Origin of the sequence: Streptomyces sp. MA5143a (assembly GCF_900290235.1) — a bacterium.
Classification (GTDB): domain Bacteria; phylum Actinomycetota; class Actinomycetes; order Streptomycetales; family Streptomycetaceae; genus Streptomyces.
The window spans coordinates 1-18296 of record NZ_OLMK01000122.1 but is presented as its reverse complement, the minus strand read 5'-3'; the positions used below and the strand labels follow the sequence as shown (position 1 = coordinate 18296).

Annotated in this window: 18 protein-coding genes and 1 rRNA gene; 4 read left to right on the top strand and 15 right to left on the bottom strand. The window is 70.7% G+C overall.

The window, feature by feature from the left end; all coding sequences use genetic code 11:
• The first annotated feature begins 34 nt into the window (after positions 1–34).
• Positions 35–781 carry an immunity 49 family protein gene (locus SMA5143A_RS38835; protein ID WP_258193990.1) on the top strand — a complete coding sequence of 249 codons (747 nt, stop codon included), beginning with the start codon at positions 35–37 and terminating at the stop codon, positions 779–781.
• Positions 782–814: 33 nt separating this feature from the next.
• On the opposite strand, the gene SMA5143A_RS38830 is transcribed toward SMA5143A_RS38835, so the two are convergent.
• The 6 genes from SMA5143A_RS38830 to SMA5143A_RS38805 all read right to left on the bottom strand — a co-directional run bounded on the left by SMA5143A_RS38830 (position 815) and on the right by SMA5143A_RS38805 (position 7202).
• Positions 815–1234 (bottom strand): hypothetical protein, encoded by a 420-nt coding sequence (locus SMA5143A_RS38830; RefSeq protein WP_107467494.1) that lies wholly within the window; start codon positions 1232–1234, stop codon positions 815–817.
• A gap of 158 nt (positions 1235–1392) precedes the next feature.
• Positions 1393–3144, bottom strand: a complete 1752-nt coding sequence (locus tag SMA5143A_RS38825; protein WP_079049455.1) for a uroporphyrinogen-III synthase — start codon at positions 3142–3144, stop codon at positions 1393–1395.
• Positions 3141–4133: a hydroxymethylbilane synthase gene (gene hemC, locus SMA5143A_RS38820; protein WP_107467493.1), complete on the bottom strand. Its 993-nt coding sequence runs from the start codon at positions 4131–4133 to the stop codon at positions 3141–3143. Before hemC ends, SMA5143A_RS38825 begins: the two co-directional genes overlap by 4 nt.
• Complete coding sequence (locus tag SMA5143A_RS38815; RefSeq protein WP_107467492.1) at positions 4130–5854, bottom strand: glutamyl-tRNA reductase; 1725 nt, start codon at positions 5852–5854, stop codon at positions 4130–4132. The genes hemC and SMA5143A_RS38815 overlap by 4 nt, the downstream gene beginning before the upstream one ends.
• The gene (locus SMA5143A_RS38810; RefSeq protein WP_055519708.1) at positions 5851–6606 is read right to left on the bottom strand and encodes a redox-sensing transcriptional repressor Rex; all 756 of its coding nucleotides are present in this window, start codon (positions 6604–6606) and stop codon (positions 5851–5853) included. Before SMA5143A_RS38810 ends, SMA5143A_RS38815 begins: the two co-directional genes overlap by 4 nt.
• 317 nt (positions 6607–6923) lie before the next feature.
• Positions 6924–7202, bottom strand: a complete 279-nt coding sequence (locus SMA5143A_RS38805) for a glutaredoxin family protein (RefSeq protein ID WP_055712909.1) — start codon at positions 7200–7202, stop codon at positions 6924–6926.
• A 158-nt stretch (positions 7203–7360) separates the two neighbouring features.
• Here SMA5143A_RS38805 and SMA5143A_RS38800 point away from each other — a divergent pair, with 158 nt between their 5' ends.
• The 3 genes from SMA5143A_RS38800 (at position 7361) to SMA5143A_RS38790 (ending at position 11006) form a co-directional block, all read left to right on the top strand.
• The gene (locus SMA5143A_RS38800; protein ID WP_107467491.1) at positions 7361–8299 is read left to right on the top strand and encodes an HAD family hydrolase; all 939 of its coding nucleotides are present in this window, start codon (positions 7361–7363) and stop codon (positions 8297–8299) included.
• A 403-nt stretch (positions 8300–8702) separates the two neighbouring features.
• The gene (locus tag SMA5143A_RS38795; protein ID WP_099969877.1) at positions 8703–9479 is read left to right on the top strand and encodes an ECF subfamily RNA polymerase sigma factor, BldN family; all 777 of its coding nucleotides are present in this window, start codon (positions 8703–8705) and stop codon (positions 9477–9479) included.
• Between the two features lie 297 nt (positions 9480–9776).
• Complete coding sequence (locus SMA5143A_RS38790) at positions 9777–11006, top strand: DUF5667 domain-containing protein (protein ID WP_107467490.1); 1230 nt, start codon at positions 9777–9779, stop codon at positions 11004–11006.
• A gap of 103 nt (positions 11007–11109) precedes the next feature.
• Here SMA5143A_RS38790 and SMA5143A_RS38785 read toward each other — a convergent pair whose 3' ends face one another.
• From SMA5143A_RS38785 to rrf, 9 genes are all read right to left on the bottom strand, one after another.
• The gene (locus SMA5143A_RS38785; RefSeq protein WP_107467489.1) at positions 11110–12189 is read right to left on the bottom strand and encodes a lysophospholipid acyltransferase family protein; all 1080 of its coding nucleotides are present in this window, start codon (positions 12187–12189) and stop codon (positions 11110–11112) included.
• 14 nt (positions 12190–12203) lie between these two features.
• Entirely contained in the window at positions 12204–13271 is a 1068-nt protein-coding gene (locus SMA5143A_RS38780; protein WP_107467488.1) for an NAD-dependent epimerase/dehydratase family protein, read from the bottom strand.
• 274 nt (positions 13272–13545) lie between these two features.
• Positions 13546–13644, bottom strand: coding sequence for a 30S ribosomal protein bS22 (locus tag SMA5143A_RS38775; protein ID WP_003948845.1), 99 nt, complete (start codon positions 13642–13644; stop codon positions 13546–13548).
• A 167-nt stretch (positions 13645–13811) separates the two neighbouring features.
• A complete protein-coding gene (locus SMA5143A_RS38770) occupies positions 13812–14024 on the bottom strand; it encodes a helix-turn-helix domain-containing protein (RefSeq protein WP_004984898.1) in 213 nt (70 codons plus the stop codon).
• A 129-nt stretch (positions 14025–14153) separates the two neighbouring features.
• Positions 14154–14969, bottom strand: coding sequence for a phosphatase (locus SMA5143A_RS38765; RefSeq protein WP_107467515.1), 816 nt, complete (start codon positions 14967–14969; stop codon positions 14154–14156).
• A gap of 81 nt (positions 14970–15050) precedes the next feature.
• A complete protein-coding gene (locus SMA5143A_RS38760; protein ID WP_107467514.1) occupies positions 15051–16223 on the bottom strand; it encodes an acetoin utilization protein AcuC in 1173 nt (390 codons plus the stop codon).
• Positions 16174–17394, bottom strand: coding sequence for an MFS transporter (locus SMA5143A_RS38755; RefSeq protein WP_107467487.1), 1221 nt, complete (start codon positions 17392–17394; stop codon positions 16174–16176). Before SMA5143A_RS38755 ends, SMA5143A_RS38760 begins: the two co-directional genes overlap by 50 nt.
• A 54-nt stretch (positions 17395–17448) precedes the next feature.
• Positions 17449–18093, bottom strand: a complete 645-nt coding sequence (locus SMA5143A_RS38750; protein WP_107467486.1) for an HAD family hydrolase — start codon at positions 18091–18093, stop codon at positions 17449–17451.
• Between the two features lie 82 nt (positions 18094–18175).
• A 5S ribosomal RNA gene (rrf, locus tag SMA5143A_RS38745) occupies positions 18176–18292 on the bottom strand.
• Positions 18293–18296: the final 4 nt, after the last annotated feature.

Below are 18296 nucleotides of genomic sequence, written 5' to 3'. Positions count from 1 at the left end.
CGAAGAGACAGAGCTTCTCTCGGAGCATCCCGAGATGTTCGGCCTCATCTTCAGCAGCGCCTTGAGCAAGGCGACGCTGCACTGCCTCCACGACCCCACCGCTGACAAGTCCGAGACCTGGGAAGCCTGGGTGACGGCGATGCAGCTCGGCTCCGCCATGTTCGCGGCGGCCACCACGGATCAGGAGACGGTGGAGTGCCGGATCGCGCACAAGGTACGCACGATCCGGGCCATCGGCGCCCAGCACTTCACCGACGCCGGTAACTGGATCACCGCGTTCTGGCTGGCGGTCATCTGCCGGGACCAGGACCGCATGACACGACTGTCCGACGTGCCGGTCGATCTACTGCGCGGTTCGAGGGCGGAGTACGACGACTACATCTACGACTGGGTCGATGCTCTGCAGACGTACTGGATGGAACGTCCCGGGCTCGGCGACAAGTTCACCGCAGCCTTCCGGGGGACCGACCCTGATCGCCTCCGGGTTGCCGACCGGGAGCTGATGCTGAAGGTCCTCTACCCGCCGCTCAACCTGTTTCTGCAGTTCCTCAAGCGGGACGAGGAACAGTTCAACACCGCCCTCGTCGAGGCCCTCCGACTCCACAAGGAGTACTGGACGGCGAACGAGGACCGCGAACAGAGCACCGACGGAGCTGTCGCCCTCGGTCCCCTCGCCATGGCTTGCCTCGCCCACGACGTGGGCATGCCCATCAACGTCGAGTCCGAGTACCTGCCCAAGCACCTGCTGGAGCGCTCCTGGGTCGGCGAGTTCGAGACGTGAGACCCCGTTCCTCGCTCGGCCGGAAGCAGTCCGCTAGAGCTTCGATTCCGGCAGCCGACTCAAGGACACCCTCTCCAGTTCCCCTGACCTTGTGAGAAGCAGATCGGGAACCTCGTCCTCGTAGAACCGGATCTGACCGACGACGCCCTCCGTGGCCGAGTGGAACGCCAGCGTCTCGATCAAGGCGTCGACCTGTTCCATGACTTCGGCATGCACTTCTTGGCGGACCGTCAGGGCCCAGCCCCGGCCCGTTCTGATCAGCTCGCCGACCAGGACTCCACCAATGCGTCTGGCAGGGCCGCGATCGGCCCAGAGGAGGTAGTCGTCGGCGTCCTCGGCCAGACCGTCGCTCGTCCCCTCATGGCCGAGGTGCCGGCGCAACTCGCAGAGCACCGCGTCCGGCACCGTAGCCGCCAGGTTCATCGACACGTCGACTGCGTAGAGGTCGGCCATACGCGCAGGGTACCGATGAGGCTGATCGCCACCACACCCGCCGCCCTCCCTCCCCCACACCTCCGGCCGCTGACACAGCCACCGCGCAAGACGCAGGGGCGGCGGTCCCCAAGAACCGCCGCCCCTCACGTAAGACCGGCACGACCGGCACGACCCGCTCAGGTCGTGTTGCGCCTCCGCCGAGCCCCCGGCCGCCGCTCGCTCGGCCGCGTCACCGGATCCCCCGCCTCCAGGGCGGCAGCCCGGCGCCGGAGGCCGAAGTCGGCGAGCGCCTCCGCCAGCTTGTGCACGGACGGCTCGGGAGCCATCACGTCCACCCGCAGCCCGTGCTCCTCGGCCGTCTTCGCCGTCGCGGGACCGATACAGGCGATCACGGTCACGTTGTGCGGCTTGCCGGCGATGCCGACCAGGTTCCGCACGGTGGACGACGACGTGAACAGCACGGCGTCGAAGCCACCGCCCTTGATCGCCTCACGGGTCTCCGCCGGCGGCGGCGAGGCCCGCACGGTCCGGTAGGCGGTCACGTCGTCGACCTCCCACCCGAGCTCGATCAACCCGGCGACCAGCGTCTCCGTGGCGATGTCCGCCCGCGGCAGGAACACCCGGTCGATCGGGTCGAAGACGGGGTCGTACGGCGGCCAGTCCTCCAGCAGCCCGGCCGCGGACTGCTCACCGCTCGGCACCAGGTCCGGCTTCACCCCGAACGCGACCAGCGCCCTGGCGGTCTGCTCACCCACCGCGGCGACCTTGATCCCCGCGAAGGCCCGCGCGTCGAGCCCGTACTCCTCGAACTTCTCCCGTACGGCCTTGACCGCGTTCACCGAGGTGAAGGCGATCCACTCGTACCGTCCGGTCACCAGGCCCTTGACCGCGCGCTCCATCTGCTGCGGCGTCCGCGGCGGTTCGACGGCGATCGTCGGCACCTCGTGCGGCACGGCCCCGTAGGACCGCAGCTGGTCGGAGAGCGAGGCGGCCTGCTCCTTCGTGCGCGGCACGAGGACCCGCCAGCCGAACAGCGGCTTGCTCTCGAACCACGACAACTGGTCGCGCTGGGCCGCGGCGGAACGCTCACCGACCACGGCTATCACCGGCCTGCCGCCCTCCGGCGAGGGCAACACCTTGGCCTGCTTCAGCACCTGCGCGATCGTGCCGAGCGTGGCGGTCCAGGTCCGCTGCCGGGTCGTCGTCCCGGCGACGGTGACGGTCAGCGGCGTATCGGGCTTGCGGCCGGCGGCGACCAGCTCACCGGCGGCGGCGGCCACGGTCTCCAGCGTCGCCGAGACCACGACGGTCCCGTCGGACGCGCCGACCTCGGTCCAGCACCGCTCGGACGCCGTGCGCGCGTCCACGAAGCGCACGTCCGCGCCCTGCGCGTCCCGCAGCGGCACACCCGCGTAGGCGGGCACGCCCACGGCGGCCGCCACACCGGGCACCACCTCGAACGGCACGCCCGCGGCGGCGCACGCCAGCATCTCCCCGGTGGCGTAGGTGTCCAGGCCAGGGTCCCCGGACACCGCACGGACGACCCGCTTGCCGCCCCTCGCGGCCTCCATGACAAGATGTGCCGCATCCCGCACAGCGGGTGCACCAACGGTTGTCGACGCGCCGTCAACAACCGTCAGCTGAGGCGTGCCTGTGCCCGAAAACGTATCCGCTGAAGTAGCCGCGGAAGAGGCCGAGGGCGCCGCGGCCACGGGCGACGGCGGGCCCGTGTCGGTGTCCAGTACGGCGACGCCCGGACGGGCATGCGCGCGCACCACGTCGAGCACGTCGTGCTCGGCGACGAGGACGTCCGCGTTCGCCAGCGCCTCCACGGCGCGCAGGGTCAGCAGTCCCGGATCCCCGGGTCCGGCACCGAGGAAGGTGACGTGACCGTGGTCCGGACCGGCGGAAAGGGTGGTGGGGCTCAATGTGCTCGCTCCCCCATCAGACCGGCCGCGCCCTTGGCGAGCATCTCGGCCGCGAGTTCACGGCCGAGCGCCATTGCCTGGTCGTGCGTCCCGGGCACGGGACCGGTGGTGGACAGCTGCACCAGCGTCGAGCCGTCGGTCGTGCCGACGACGCCGCGCAGGCGCATCTCCTTGACAGTCTGCCCGTCGGCCAGAAGGTCGGCGAACGCACCCACCGGGGCGCTGCAACCGGCCTCCAGGGCGGCGAGCAGGGACCGCTCGGCGGTCACGGCGGCCCGGGTGAGCGGGTCGTCGAGTTCGCCGAGCGCGGCGACCAGCGACGCGTTGTCCGCGACGCATTCGATCGCCAGTGCCCCCTGGCCGGGGGCGGGCAGAACGGTGTCGACCGAGAGGAAGTCGGTCGCCTCGTCGATCCGGCCGATCCGGTTCAGTCCGGCGGCGGCCAGCACGACGGCGTCCAGCTCACCCTTCCGCACGTATCCGATCCGGGTGTCTACGTTCCCCCGGATCGGCACCGTCTCGATCGTCAGGCCGTGGCTGCGCGCGTACGCGTTCAGCTGGGCCATCCGCCGCGGCGAGCCGGTGCCGACGCGGGCGCCGTCCGGCAGCTGGGCGAAGGTCAGGCCGTCGCGGGCGACCAGCACGTCCCGCGCGTCCTCGCGCACCGGCACGGCGGCGAGCGCCAGCTCGGCGGGCTGCGCGGTCGGCAGGTCCTTGAGGGAGTGCACGGCGAAGTCGACGTCGCCGCGCAGCAGCGCCTCCCGCAGCGCGGTGACGAAGACGCCCGTGCCGCCGATCTGCGCCAGATGCTCGCGCGAGACGTCGCCGTACGTCGTGATCTCCACGAGTTCGACGGGCCGCCCGGTCACCTGCCGGACCGCGTCCGCCACCAGCCCGGACTGGGCCATGGCGAGCTTGCTCCGCCTGGTCCCGAGCCGCAGCGGCCCCTCGGCTCGACGCTGGGGCGCCTCACGTGCCTGCTCACTCATGATCGCCCTCGGTTCTCGGCGTTCTCTTGGCTGTCATCGGCCCGGGACACGGCGGCGACCGTCTCCTGGTCCAGGTCGAACAGGGTCCGCAGCGCGTCCGCGTACCCGGCGCCGCCGGGTTCGGCCGCGAGCTGCTTGACCCGTACGGTCGGCGCGTGCAGCAGCTTGTCGACGACGCGCCGCACGGTCTGGGTGATCTCGCCGCGGTGCCTGTCGTCGAGGCCGGGCAGCCGGCCCTCCAGGCGGGCGATCTCGCTCGCGACGACATCCGCGGCCATGGCGCGCAGCGCCACGACGGTGGGGGTGATGTGCGCGGCCCGCTGGGCGGCGCCGAAGGCGGCCACCTCGTCCGAAACGATCCTCCGCACCATGTCCACGTCGGCGGCCATCGGCGCGTCGGCGGAGGCCTCGGCGAGGGACTCGATGTCGACCAGGCGGACACCGGGCAGCCGGTGCGCGGCCGCGTCGATGTCCCGCGGCATGGCCAGGTCCAGCAGCGCGAGCACGGGCTCGGGCCGGGGCGCCTCGACGACCGGCTCGGGCCGGCGCAGTTCGGTGATCCGGCCGGTGACGGCGAAGGTCGCGGCGAGCGCGGCGATCAGCTCGGCGTCGGCGGCGGGCGTGCGGCGGGCGGCGGTGCGCCGGTCGACGGTCGCGTTGTCGACCCAGGCGGCGTGCTGCTCCAGCGTCGCCGCGTCCATCCCGGCGACCGCGGCCTCGCCGTGCACGGAGAAGCCGCCGCCCTGGACGGCGGGGAGGTCGAGCGGACAGTCCTCGTCGGTGCCGAGGGACGTCGGCGGCAGCACGGGCCGTATGTCGCCCCGCGTGTCCGCGCGGTGGTCGTGCCCGGCCACGGCCGTGCCCGCGGGCACCCGCCCCTCGACGGCGGCGGCGACGGCGTCGGCGGTCAGGACCAGGCCCGTCGCACCGGTGCAGGAGACGACGACATCGGCACGTGTCAGCTCGGAAGGCACCGATTCCATCGGTACCGCGCGGGCCACCACGTCCGTTTCGCCCTTTTCGCCCTGCTCGGTGAGGATCTGCGCGAGCCGCTCGGCCCGGTCGTACGTCCGGTTGGCGACCACGATCTCGGCGACCCCGGCCCGCGCCAGCGTGGCGGCCGCCAGCGACGACATCGACCCGGCGCCGATCACGACGGCCCGCTTGCCCCGGGCCCACGCCTCGACGGCGCCACCGGCGGTGAACTGCTCCAGGCCGAACGTCACCAGCGACTGCCCGGCCCGGTCGATCCCGGTCTCGGAGTGCGCCCGCTTGCCGACCCGGAGGGCCTGCTGGAACAGGTCGTTCAGCAGCCGCCCGGCGGTGTGCAGCTCCTGCGCGCGGGCCAGCGCGTCCTTGATCTGCCCGAGGATCTGCCCCTCGCCGACGACCATGGAGTCCAGCCCGCAGGCCACCGAGAACAGATGGTGGACGGCCCGGTCCTCGTAGTGCACGTACAGATAGGGCGTCAGCTCGTCCAGCCCCACCCCGCTGTGCTGGGCGAGCAGCGTGGACAGCTCGGCCACACCGGCGTGGAACTTGTCGACGTCCGCGTACAGCTCGATGCGGTTGCAGGTGGCGAGGACGGCGGCCTCCGTGGCCGGCTCGGCGGCCACCGTGTCCTGAAGCAACTTGATCTGCGCGTCCAGGGACAGCGCGGCCCGCTCCAGCACACTCACCGGAGCACTGCGGTGACTCAGCCCGACGACCAGGAGACTCATGCCGGCATCACGGCGGGGACATCCCCGTCGGGCCCTTTCCCGGACTCCTTGGGAGCCAGCGGTACGGCCGCGGACTCGCCCGCGGCCTCCTCGCCGGCCTTGCGCTGCTCGTGGAAGGCGAGGATCTGCAACTCGATCGAGAGATCGACCTTGCGTACGTCGACACCGTCCGGCACGGACAGAACGGTGGGCGCGAAGTTCAGGATGGACGTGACCCCGGCGGCGACGAGCCGGTCGCACACCTGCTGGGCGGCTCCGGCGGGGGTGGCGATCACGCCGATGGAGACCCCGTTGTCGTCGATGATCTTTTCCAGGTCGTCCGTGTGCTGCACCGGGATGCCCGCGACCGGCTTACCCGCCATCGCCGGGTCGGCGTCTATCAGCGCGGCGACCCGGAACCCACGGGAGGCGAACCCGCCGTAGTTGGCGAGGGCGGCGCCGAGGTTACCGATACCGACGATGACGACCGGCCAGTCCTGCGTGAGGCCCAGCTCACGGGAGATCTGGTAGACGAGGTACTCGACGTCGTAGCCGACGCCCCGCGTCCCGTACGAACCGAGGTAGGAGAAGTCCTTGCGGAGCTTCGCGGAATTGACCCCCGCCGCGGCCGCCAGTTCCTCGGATGAAACGGTGGGTACCGAGCGCTCCGACAGCGCGGTCAGGGCACGGAGGTACAGCGGAAGCCTGGCGACGGTGGCCTCGGGAATCCCTCGGCTGCGGGTCGCCGGTCGGTGAGTTCGGCCAGTTGCCACGGTGCTCCTGCGGGTAGAGCGGGGCTGCGGGCGGTCATGCGTCCCCAGACCGCCCCGTCGACAGCAGGCTATGTCTTTGTGAACGCGTGCACAAAGATGGTGTCCGATTTGCCCGGCCAACGTGACCGGGGTCACGCACGCTCGACGCGCACGCTCGGAACCGACACGGACGCGCCTTCGTTCCTCACGCGACGCCCAGCTCGGCGCCTTGCTCCACGGGGGCAAAACCGCACACTCTCCTCACGAATCCCGCCCCCGAGACCAATCAGCCCGTCGATCCTAAGCGACTTTCTGGACCACTTGGACTGGCCGGTCAGTCACATCTGTGTAAGGGCTTTGCGCAGACGCGCCTCATCCACCCGCCAGAACGTGTGCTGCGCCCCGTCCACCAGCACGACCGGGATCTGCTCCCAGTACGCCCGGTGCAGCTCCTCGTCCTGGGTGATGTCCTTCTTCTCCCAGGGCACCCCGAGCTCCCCGCACACCTTCTCGATCACCGACTGTGCGTCATCGCACAGATGACACCCCGGCTTGCCGATCAGTGTGACGAGACGCTCCCCCGGCTCGCGCGACCGTCGCCGAAACATGGCACTCATGCCGCCATTGTCGCAGCGCACAACGCGCCCCCTCGTCACCCGTGCCGCACCCGGACACGCCGTACGGACCACCTCTTTAACGACAAGGTCGTGGAGAGTTCACACCTTGCCAACCTCTCGACTCCGGAACCACCGAACAGACTGGCTATGCTCACGACATGGCCGCACTAGGATGGCTCACTCCTCGTAGGCGCTCCGCCACGGCACGGAGTGTGTTGGCAGGCGAGGCCTCAGCCGAGGCCGCGCGCAAGTCCTCCCGGGAACTGGAGGACCTCGCTCCCGCGCCCGACACCCCTGCCGCCGAACCGGAGTTCCCGGTCCTCGGCGACGAGAAGGCCGCGGCCTTCTTCGACCTCGACAACACGGTCATGCAGGGCGCGTCGCTGTTCCACTTCGGCCGGGGCCTGTACAAGCGGAAGTTCTTCGAAACCCGCGACCTCGCCCGATTCGCCTGGCAGCAGGCGTGGTTCCGGCTCGCGGGCTCCGAGGACCCCGAGCACATGCAGGACGCCCAGAATTCCGCGCTCTCCATCGTCAAGGGCCACCGCGTCGCCGAACTGACCATCATCGGCGAGGAGATCTACGACGAGTACATGGCCGAGCGCATCTGGCCGGGCACCCGCGCCCTCGCCCAGGCCCACCTCGACGCCGGCCAGAAGGTGTGGCTGGTGACGGCCGCCCCCGTGGAGATCGCCCAGGTGATCGCCCGCCGCCTCGGTCTGACCGGGGCGCTCGGCACGGTCGCCGAGTCGGTCGACGGGGTCTACACAGGCAAGCTCGTCGGCGAGCCGCTGCACGGCCCCGCGAAGGCGGAGGCCGTCCGCGCCCTGGCCGCCGCCGAGGGCCTGGACCTCTCCCGCTGCGCCGCCTACAGCGACAGCCACAACGACATCCCGATGCTCTCCCTGGTCGGCCACCCCTACGCGATCAACCCGGACTCCAAGCTCCGCAAGCACGCCCGCTCCATGGACTGGCGGCTGCGCGACTACCGCACGGCCCGCAAGGCGGCCAAGGTCGGCCTCCCGGCCGCGGCCGGCGTGGGCGCGGTGGCCGGCGGCACGGCCGCCGCGATCGCGCTGCACCGCCGCCGACGCTGACCCATCCGATCACTCACACCTTTTTTCGACCACACTGCTTTCGAACGCCGGAGGGGCCGGGAGACCGGCCCCTCCGGCGTTGGCGTTCCCGCACGGCCGCCCGCATTCCGGCTGTCCTACCCCCACCGCGCGCCCCTCAGTCCCTCCCTCCGCACCCGACCACAACACGCCCCGCACCCAGACGGAACGCGAACCCAATCGATCAACAACCGATCACGCACCGGCACTTGAGCAGCCGTCAATCGGTAACAGAAGCGACGTAATCGATGATTTGAGCAACTGGGTGTAGCAGTGCCTGCACGAAGCGTTATTCTCCTCAAACGCAAACCGGTACCCCTCCGTCGCTACGACGGGTGAATGGTTCCGTACTGCACGTGATGGAAGCTCTGCCTCTGGGAGTCCCGTGTACCCACACGTCGGGGTTGACGCCTCGGGCCTGGCTACGCTGCGCGCGACAGTCAACAACCTGTTGCGCGGCTTCGTCCCCACCGCGTACGCCGTCCCCGCCCTCGCCTCCGCCGCCGCGCCCGTTGGCCCGTGCTACGCACTCGCCGACGGCAGCGCGGCAGTGGGCAGACGAGGCCGTTCGGGATCCACCGCCACCACCACCCGCCGTCCCGCCGCGGACAGCGACAGCGCCCGCATGATGGACCTCGTCGAACGCGCCCAGTCCGGCGAGGCCGACGCCTTCGGCCGCCTGTACGACCAGTACAGCGACACCGTCTACCGCTACATCTACTACCGCGTGGGCGGCAAGGCGACCGCCGAGGACCTCACCAGCGAGACGTTCCTGCGCGCCCTGCGCCGCATCGGGACGTTCACCTGGCAGGGCCGCGACTTCGGCGCCTGGCTGGTCACCATCGCCCGCAACCTCGTCGCCGACCACTTCAAGTCCAGCCGCTTCCGGCTGGAGGTCACCACCGGCGAGATGCTCGACGCCAACGAGGTCGAGCGCTCCCCCGAGGACTCCGTCCTGGAGTCCCTCTCCAACGCCGCCCTCCTCGAGGCCGTACGCCGCCTCAACCCCCAGCAGCAGGAGTGCGTCACCCTCCGCTTCCTCCAGGGCCTCTCCGTCGCCGAGACCGCCCGCGTCATGGGCAAGAACGAGGGCGCGATCAAGACCCTCCAGTACCGTGCGGTCCGCACGCTCGCCCGTCTCCTGCCGGACGACGCCCGCTGACCCGCCCACCCCCGGCAGGACCCGCCCCGGCGAACCATCGCCACCCCCGCGCCGAGCGCTGCGTCCGGACACGCTCGGCGACCTCCAACTCACCCTCGGTCTCCTTCCGTTGACTTCTTCGCCGGTTCGTCCTCCGTCCGTAACCCAAGTGCCGCACCACTCGTTGAGCGGGATACAGGCTCCCTGTGGTCACGGCCCGGCCGATATCGATCACTCGATCGTGTGCATTGGTCGGGCACGTGCAACCCTCAGGACCCCCTGGGGAGTCGACCGTCATGACGAGAGGAGGTGCCGCCAGTGATCGCGAACGTATCGGCGCACCGGCGGGCGAACGCCTTCGCCCAGGCCCTGGAGGAGCTGTCCGACCAGGGCACGGCGGCCGAGCGGCCCGAGGGATCGGCACCGGCCCCGGCAGCGGAACAGACCGACCAGGGACGCCTGTTGACCCTGGCCACCGGTCTCGACGAGCTGCCCAAGCCGGAGCTTGACCCCGCGGTCAAAGTGGTCCAGCGCGCCCAACTGGTGGCCGCGATGGAAGCCATGCTGCGCGACGGCACGCTCGCGGGGCGCGAGGCGAAGGACTCTTCGGTGCCCGAGCAGCGCGGCAAGGCGCGAGGCGCCCACCGGGCCAGCCCGCTGGGCAAACTGCGACCACGTTCACGCCTGACGAAGGGCCTCGCCGCGGGCGGGCTCAGCGTCGGAGTGGCCGCGGGAGCCTTCGGCGGTGTGGCCGCCGCCAGCTCGGACGCCCTGCCCGGTGACTCGCTCTACGGCCTCAAGCGCGGCATCGAGGACGTGAGGCTCACCCTGGCCGACGACACCGACGACCGGGGCCGGCTCTATCTGGACCAGGCGTCCACCCGGCTCAGCGAGGCCCGCAGGCTCATGGAGCGCGGCCGCGGCGGACACCTCGACCACGAGTCCCTGGGCGACGTCCGCCGGGCCCTCACCGGCATGAAGCACGACGCCGCCGAGGGCTACCGCCTGCTGCACGAGGCCTACCAGCGCGACCCGGGCTCCCTCGGACCCATCAAGGCCCTGTCGGCCTTCTCCCGGTCCCACCGGGAGGCGTGGGACGCGCTGCGCGAGCGGCTGCCCGTCCAACTCGGGGACGTCAGTCAGCAGGTGTCCTCGGTCTTCGACGCCATAGACGAAGAGGTCGCCCCGCACCGGTCGCTGCTGCCGCAGCCCCCCGCACCGGGCGGCGACGACAAGCAGCGCCGCTCCCCGGGCTCCCGGGCACCCGGCGCGGCCGACTCCGGCCGTCCGGCGCCCAGCACCGGCAACGGCTCCGCGGACAGCCAGAAGAGCGGCGGCAAACCCGACCCGTCCGCGTCGGACAGCGGCGGCGAGAACCTCGTCGGCGGCGCCACCGGCGGTCTGCTCGACCCGCCCGAGGGCGACACCTCCAGCACCTCCCCGTCCACCGGCAGGAGCACCCCGGCCCAGGAGCCCGACGTCACCCTCCCGCCCCTCCTCCCGGGCCTCCTGCCCGGCCTCGGCATCGACGGCGACGACACCGACTGACCCGGCACGACGATGGGGCGCCCTTCCCGAGGAAGGGCGCCCCATCGTCTCGTCGTACGCCGGCGAACTCCTCAGCCGGCGCACGCCTCAGTCGGCGAACAGCTCAGAAGAACACCGATCGCCGCTGCACCAGCAGCTTGTACAGGGTGTGCTGGATCTGCTCCCGTACCTGGTCCGTCAGGTTGAACATCAGCATCGGGTCCTCCGCGGCCTCCGGCGGGTAGCCGTCGGTCGGGATGGGCTCGCCGAACTGGATGGTCCACTTGGTGGGCAGGGGGATCGCGCCGAGCGGGCCGAGCCACGGGAACGTCGGGGTGATCGGGAAGTACGGGAAGCCCAGCAGTCGGGCGACCGTCTTGGAGTTGCCGATCATCGGGTAGATCTCCTCCGCGCCGACGATCGAGCACGGGATGATCGGCGTGCCCGCGCGCAGCGCGGTGGAGACGAAGCCGCCGCGGCCGAACCGCTGGAGCTTGTAGCGGTCCCCGAAGGGCTTGCCGAGGCCCTTGAAGCCCTCCGGCATGACCCCGACCAGCTCGCCCTGCTGCAACAGCCGCGAGGCGTCCTCCGCGCACGCCAGGGTGTGCCCCAGCTTGCGGGCCAGCTCGTTCACCACCGGCAGCATGAAGACCAGGTCCGCCGCGAGCAGCCGCAGATGGCGCCCGGCGGGGTGGTTGTCGTGCACGGCGACCTGCATCATCAGGCCGTCCATCGGGAGCGTCCCGGAGTGGTTGGCGACGATCAGCGCGCCACCCTCCGCCGGGATGTTCTCGATGCCCTTCACCTCGACCCGGAAGTACTTGTCGTACAGCGGCCGCAGCAGCGACATCAGCACCTGGTCGGTGAGTTCGGCGTCGTAGCCGAAGTCGTCGACCTCGTACTCCCCGGTGAGCCGCTTGCGCAGGAAGGCGAGACCGCCCGCGATCCGTCGCTCCAGCGCCCCGCCGTCCACTGCCTCGGCGGCCTCCTGGGGCGGCTCCGGCTTCTCCCGTGTCACAGGGACATCATCCGTGCTGCCCGCCAGTCCGGGGAGGGCCTGGACCTCACCGGATTCCCGGACGTCGCGTACGGCCGCGCTCTCGCCCTTGCGCCGGCTTCCCGCGCTCCGGCGGCGCGCCGGGCGCTGCGCGGCGCCCCCACGGGTCCGGTCGTCGTCGAACGGAATGACCTTGGCATCCGCCATCGTTGATGCGCTCCTCAGTTGGCGCTCTGCGTCGGGGTGTGGCCGCCGCCCGGAGCGGGCACCGCGAGTGCGGCGAGCCGGTCCACGGCTCCCGCGACGGCCTCGGGGGGCAGCAGGCCGGGTCCCCTGCCGCGCGCGAAGTCCGCGAAGGTCTCCGCGGTCGTGTACCTGGCCCGGTACCCGAGCGTCTCGCGCATCTGGTTGGTGGACACGACCCGGCCGTGGGTCAGCAGCCGCAGCTGCTCCGGCGAGAAGTCCGTCACCCCCAGCGTACGGACCATCGAGCCGACCCAGCTGACCGCCGGCATCAGCAGCGGCACCGTCGGCCGGCCGAGCCGCCGCGCGCACTGCGACAGCAGCAGGACTCCGTCGCCGGCGATGTTGAACGTGCCGCTGTTGAGGGTGCCGCGCGCCGGCTCGTGCGAGGCGATCCGCAGCACCTCGATCACGTCGTCCTCGTGCACGAACTGCAACCGGGGGTCGTAGCCGAGCACGGTCGGCAGCACCGGCAGCGAGAAGTACGAGGCGAGCGGCGAATCGGCGCTCGGCCCGAGGATGTTGGCGAAGCGCAGCACACACACGGCCACATCGGGCCGGCGGCGCGCGAAGCCCCGCACATAGCCCTCGACCTCGACGGTGTCCTTCGCGAAGCCGCCGCTCGGCAGGGACTTGGGCGGCATGGTCTCGGTGAACACGGCCGGGTCGCGGGGCGCGGAGCCGTACACGTTGGTACTGGACTTCACGACCAGACGCTTGATCAGCGGGGACTTCTGACAGGCACCGAGCAGCTGCATGGTGCCGATGACGTTGGTCTCCTTGAGCGTGGCCCGGCCGCCGCTGCCCAGCGGGGTGCCCGTGACGTCCAGGTGCACCACGGTGTCGACGTTGTGCTCGGCCAGCACACGGGCGATGGCGGGATGGCGGATGTCGGCCTGCACGAAGTCCGCTCCGCCCAGATGGTGCTCCGGTGGCACCGCGTCCACCGCGATGACGCGGTCGACCTCCGGGTCACGCTGGATCCGACGTACGAACCGGCCGCCCAGCTGACGGGCCACCCCGGTCACGAGCACGACCTTCCCCAAGATCAGCGCCTTCCTTCCCAACGTCGGCGCCCGTAGGCGTATCCCTGCTCGTCCTGTGCCGCGTTCCCCGTGTGCGGCCACGTTAGCGGGTTGTTGTTGCGCTGTGATGACTGCGACCCCGCCAACGACCGGGAAAAACACCGAGACCCCCCACCGGAATCCGATGGAGGGTCTCAGCAACGCGCTCTCCACAGCGCTCGCACAAGCGTGCAAGGCGGGCGACGCCCGTACGGGACGGGCGTCCACCAGGCCCCTTTTCAGGGGCCCGGCCGCCTTACTTCTTGTTGCGACGCTGAACGCGGGTGCGCTTGAGCAGCTTGCGGTGCTTCTTCTTCGCCATCCGCTTGCGCCGCTTCTTGATAACAGAGCCCACGACTACCCTCGCTCACTTCTCATCACTCGGTGTTTGGGCGCCATGGGCCCATACGACCTACGAGGGGCCAGCCTACCCGCCCGAGCGCTGAGGTCGTAATCGAGGGTGAACCAGGGGTATCCCGGACGCCCCGAGGGGCCTCCGGGAACTCCTGGACCCGATGACCGTCAGGCAGTCTCCACCCCCACATAGCTCTCGCGGAGGTACTCGTGAACCGCTTGCTCCGGCACCCGGAAGGACCTGCCCACCCGGATCGCCGGCAGATGACCGCTGTGCACCAACCGGTACACGGTCATCTTCGACACTCGCATCACCGAGGCGACTTCCGCCACGGTAAGGAACTGAACCTCGTTCAGAGGCCTCTCGCCAGCTGCAGCCATGACACACCTGAACCTTCCGCACTCGACGGCCACCGGCTTCCCCTTCCGGTGACTCTTCGTCGCTGCGTGCTCACTCCCCAATGTAGGGGCGGGTGATGCGAGTGGGGAAGAGGGGATGCCATCGGCGGCCTACTGTGACAGACACGCCCGATTGAGTACGTAGCGGGTCAGCGGTCGGTAGTAATCAGACCGCACACCGTCATCAAGCGGAACGACGACGGACACCCGCCCCTCCGCCTCCCCCACGAAGGGCGCCGGATCGTCCGTGTCGGCCAGCCCGATCGCCTCGAACCCCAGCTGACCTGCCCCGCAGACCCAGCCGTGGTCCCCGACGACAAGTTCCGGGAGGGGCCCGCCGCCCTCCGCGGCCGCCGCCAGAACCGTCCGGATCGGGAGCGGCGAATGCGTGTGCACGCCGGTCGCACAACGGGAGCGCGAAGCGGTCGCCTCCCGGACCACGGAGACACCTCGTACGTAGTCGAGGTTGTACGTGCGTAGACCGAACCGGGTCGTTATGTCGACACGTCTACCCGTCGCTGGTGTGAGGACCTCACATCCCGACGCCGACAAAGCGTCCGCGAGAGCGCCGTAGAAGCCGATCAGCCGATGCGGGTGCCCGGTGCCCAGAAGCACCGGCCCACCACGGCGAGCGACCGCCGCGAGCCGCTCCGCGAACCGGTCCAGCGCCGCCAGGGTGAACCCCGGGTCGATCACATCCTGCCCGGTCGTACACCGCGGGTCGGCCGAAACCCCGCACTTCCGGGCCATCAAACCGAGCACATCCCGCTGCCGCCAGGTCATTTCGGGATCAAGCCCGATCAGAAACCGAGGATCGCGGGCCGCGAACAGCCGGTAGCTCCGCAGGCTCGACTCCCGCGAGGTGGCCACCCTCCCGGCCAGCCCGACCGCCACCAGATGAGCCCGCAACGCCCCCGCACTCCACACCCCCCGATGCTGACGCACCCACCCCACGCCACCACCAGAATCCCTGGCCGAACCACACAGTCGGCCTAACGGCCGCCGCCTCTACGGCAGCAGCCCCCGCAGCGGGAAGACCGCCTTGCGCGCGGCCAGCACGGCCTGGTCCAGCCGGTCCGCGGGGTCGTACCCGGCCTCCCAGCCGGCCCACTCCACGGGCCACCGCCCGTCGGTCATCCGCACCGGCGCCAACTGCCGCGTCCGCGCGAAGACCTGCTGCCGCCACTCCTCGGGAATCATGGCCTCCGGCGCGATCTCCCGCCCGGCCACGATCCCCACGAGATGGGTCCAGGACCGCGGCACCACGTCCACCACCGCGTAACCGCCGCCGCCGAGCGCGACCCACCGCCCCTCGGCATGCTCGTGCGCCAGGTCGTGCAGCGCCACCTGCACCGCCCGCTGCGCGTCCAGCGACACCGCCAGATGCGCCAGCGGGTCCTCGAAGTGCGTGTCGGCGCCGTGCTGGGTCACCAGTACCTGCGGCCGGAACTCGGCGAGCACCTCCGGCACCACCGAGTGGAACGCCCGCACCCAGCCCGCGTCCCCGGTCCCGGCCGGCAGCGCGACGTTCACGGCCGACCCCTGGGCCGTGTCCGCACCCGTCTCCTCCGGCCAGCCGGTCTGCGGGAACAGCGTCCGGGGGTGCTCGTGCAGCGAGATCGTCAGGACCCGCGGATCCTCCCAGAACGCGGCCTGGACCCCGTCCCCGTGATGCACGTCCACGTCCACGTAGGCGACCCGTTCGGCGCCCAGCTCCAGCAGTCGGGCGATGGCGAGGGAGGCGTCGTTGTAGATGCAGAATCCGGAGGCGCCGCCCGGCATGGCGTGGTGCAGGCCGCCGGCGAAGTTCACGGCGTGCAGCGCGTCGCCGCGCCACACGGCCTCCGCCGCCCCCACCGACTGCCCGGCGATCAGCGCGGACACCTCGTGCATCCCGGCGAACGCCGGATCGTCCATGGTTCCGAGCCCGTACGAGCCGTCGGCGCCACCGGGGTCGGCGGACGCGGCCTTCACGGCCGCCACGTAGTCCTCACGGTGCACGAGCCGCAGGGTCGACTCCCCCGCCGGCTTCGCCGAGACGACGTCCATCTCCCGGTCGAGCCCGAAGGCGCTCACGAGACTCCGGGTCAACGCGAGCCGGACCGGATCCATCGGATGGTCCGGACCGAAGTCATAGCCCGTTACTGCCTCGTCCCACATCAGCTGTGCGCGGCCGCTCATGCCCGCCACCGTATCGGTCCGGTTCAGTCTCGAACGACCGGGCGTACACCAATGTCACCAGCACCAACGCCATCGGCACGAGCATCGCCCCGCGATAGCTCCAGGCGTCCCCCAACGCCCCCACCAACGGGGAACCGATCAAAAAGCCCACATAGTTGAAGATGTTCAGCCGCGCCACGGCCGCGTCCGAAGCCCCCGGGAACAGCCGCCCCGCCGCCGCGAACGTCTGCGGGACGAGCACACACAGCCCGAGCCCCAGCAGCGTGAACCCGAGCATCCCCACCCAGGCCCCCGGCGCCCCCGCCACCACCGCGAACCCGACGGCCGCGATCACCGCACCGGCCCGTACGACGGCCGCGGCCCCGAACCGCCGCACTCCCAGATCCCCGATGGACCGCCCCAGCAGCGTGGTGACCATATAGACGTTGTACGGCACGGTCGCCATCTCGTCCGAGCTGCCGAGGACGTCCGCCAGGTACTTGGCGCTCCAGTTGGAGACGGTCGAGTCACCGATGTACGCGAAGCACATCACCAGACAGAGCGGCAGCAGCAGCGAGAAGGCGAGGCGCCCACCCGCGGCTCCGGCCTCCACGGCAACCTTGTCCTCGGGCCCGCCCCCGTCGACGTACCACCGGCTCCCGACCAGCGCGGCCGGCAGCAGCACGAGGACCACCGGCAGATACGACACGAGCAGCGGCAGATCCCAGTGCGCCCCCGCCCACGCCAGCGAGGCCCCGGATATCCCGCCCAGGCTGTACACGGCGTGGAACCCGAGCATGATGCTCCGCCCGTACGACCGCTGCAGGCTCACCCCGAGCATGTTCATCGAGGCGTCGAGCGCCCCGACCGCCAGCCCGAACGCGGCCAGCGAGATCCCGAGCTCGACCATGTGCTCGCCGGCTCCGACGCCCAGCAGCGCCAGAAGCACGACGGGCTGCGACCAACGCAGCACCTGGCTCGCCGGGATCTTCTTCACCAGTTGCTCGGTGCAGACGCTGCCGACACCGGCGAGCACCGGCACCGCGGCGAGGAAGGCGGGCAGCAGCGCGTTGGAGACCCCGTACCGGTCCTGAATGGCCGGAATCCGCGTCACGAGCAGTGCGAAGGCGACGCCCTGAGCGAAGAAGCTGAACGCCAACGCGGCCCGGCCGCGCCGCAGCACATCTGTCATGGCGGAACAGTAGGGGTCGCCCGCTACTCATGGGTAGAGGAAGTTGAAGATTGCTCAACTAAGCAGGGGGAGCAGTTCCCCCATGTCCGAGAAGTGCCCCTGGACCCCGGTCAGCTTCTCCGCCGGGGTCATCGCCGTGAACCCGTACACGTCCATCCCGGCCGCGCGCCCCGCCCGGACACCGAGGGGGCTGTCCTCGACGACCGCGCACCGCTCCGGCGCGACCCCCATCCGCTCGGCCGCGTGGAGGAAGAGATCGGGCGCCGGCTTCCCCCGCCCCACGTCCTGCGCGCTGAACACCAGCCCGTCCCCGAACCACCGGTCGAGCCCGGTCGCCCGGTGCCCGACCCTGATCCGCTCATGGCTCCCGGACGACGCCACGCAGTACGGCACCCCCTCCGCCACCAGCTTCTCCAGTACGTCGAAGACCCCGTCGACCGGCGCCAGCTCCCGCTCGAAGGCGGCGAACACCCGCGCGTGGAAGACCTCGTCGAAGTCGTCGGGCAGCCGCCGCCCCGTCCGCTCCTGGATCAGCTCATGGACGCGGTGCATCGCGGAGCCCATGTAGTCACGGATGGACTCCTCGTACGAGGTGGGGTGCCCGAGCTCGGTCAGATAGGCGGCGAGGTGCCGGTTGGAGATGGGCTCACTGTCGACGAGCACACCGTCGTTGTCGAAGATCACGAGGTCATAGCGCATCCCAGCACTCTACGAACCCGACGCGTGAACCACTAAACGCAGAAAGGCCCACACCATAAGGTGTGGGCCTTTCTCAATATTTGTTCGGCGGCGTCCTACTCTCCCACAGGGTCCCCCCTGCAGTACCATCGGCGCTGTGAGGCTTAGCTTCCGGGTTCGGAATGTAACCGGGCGTTTCCCTCACGCTATGACCACCGAAACAT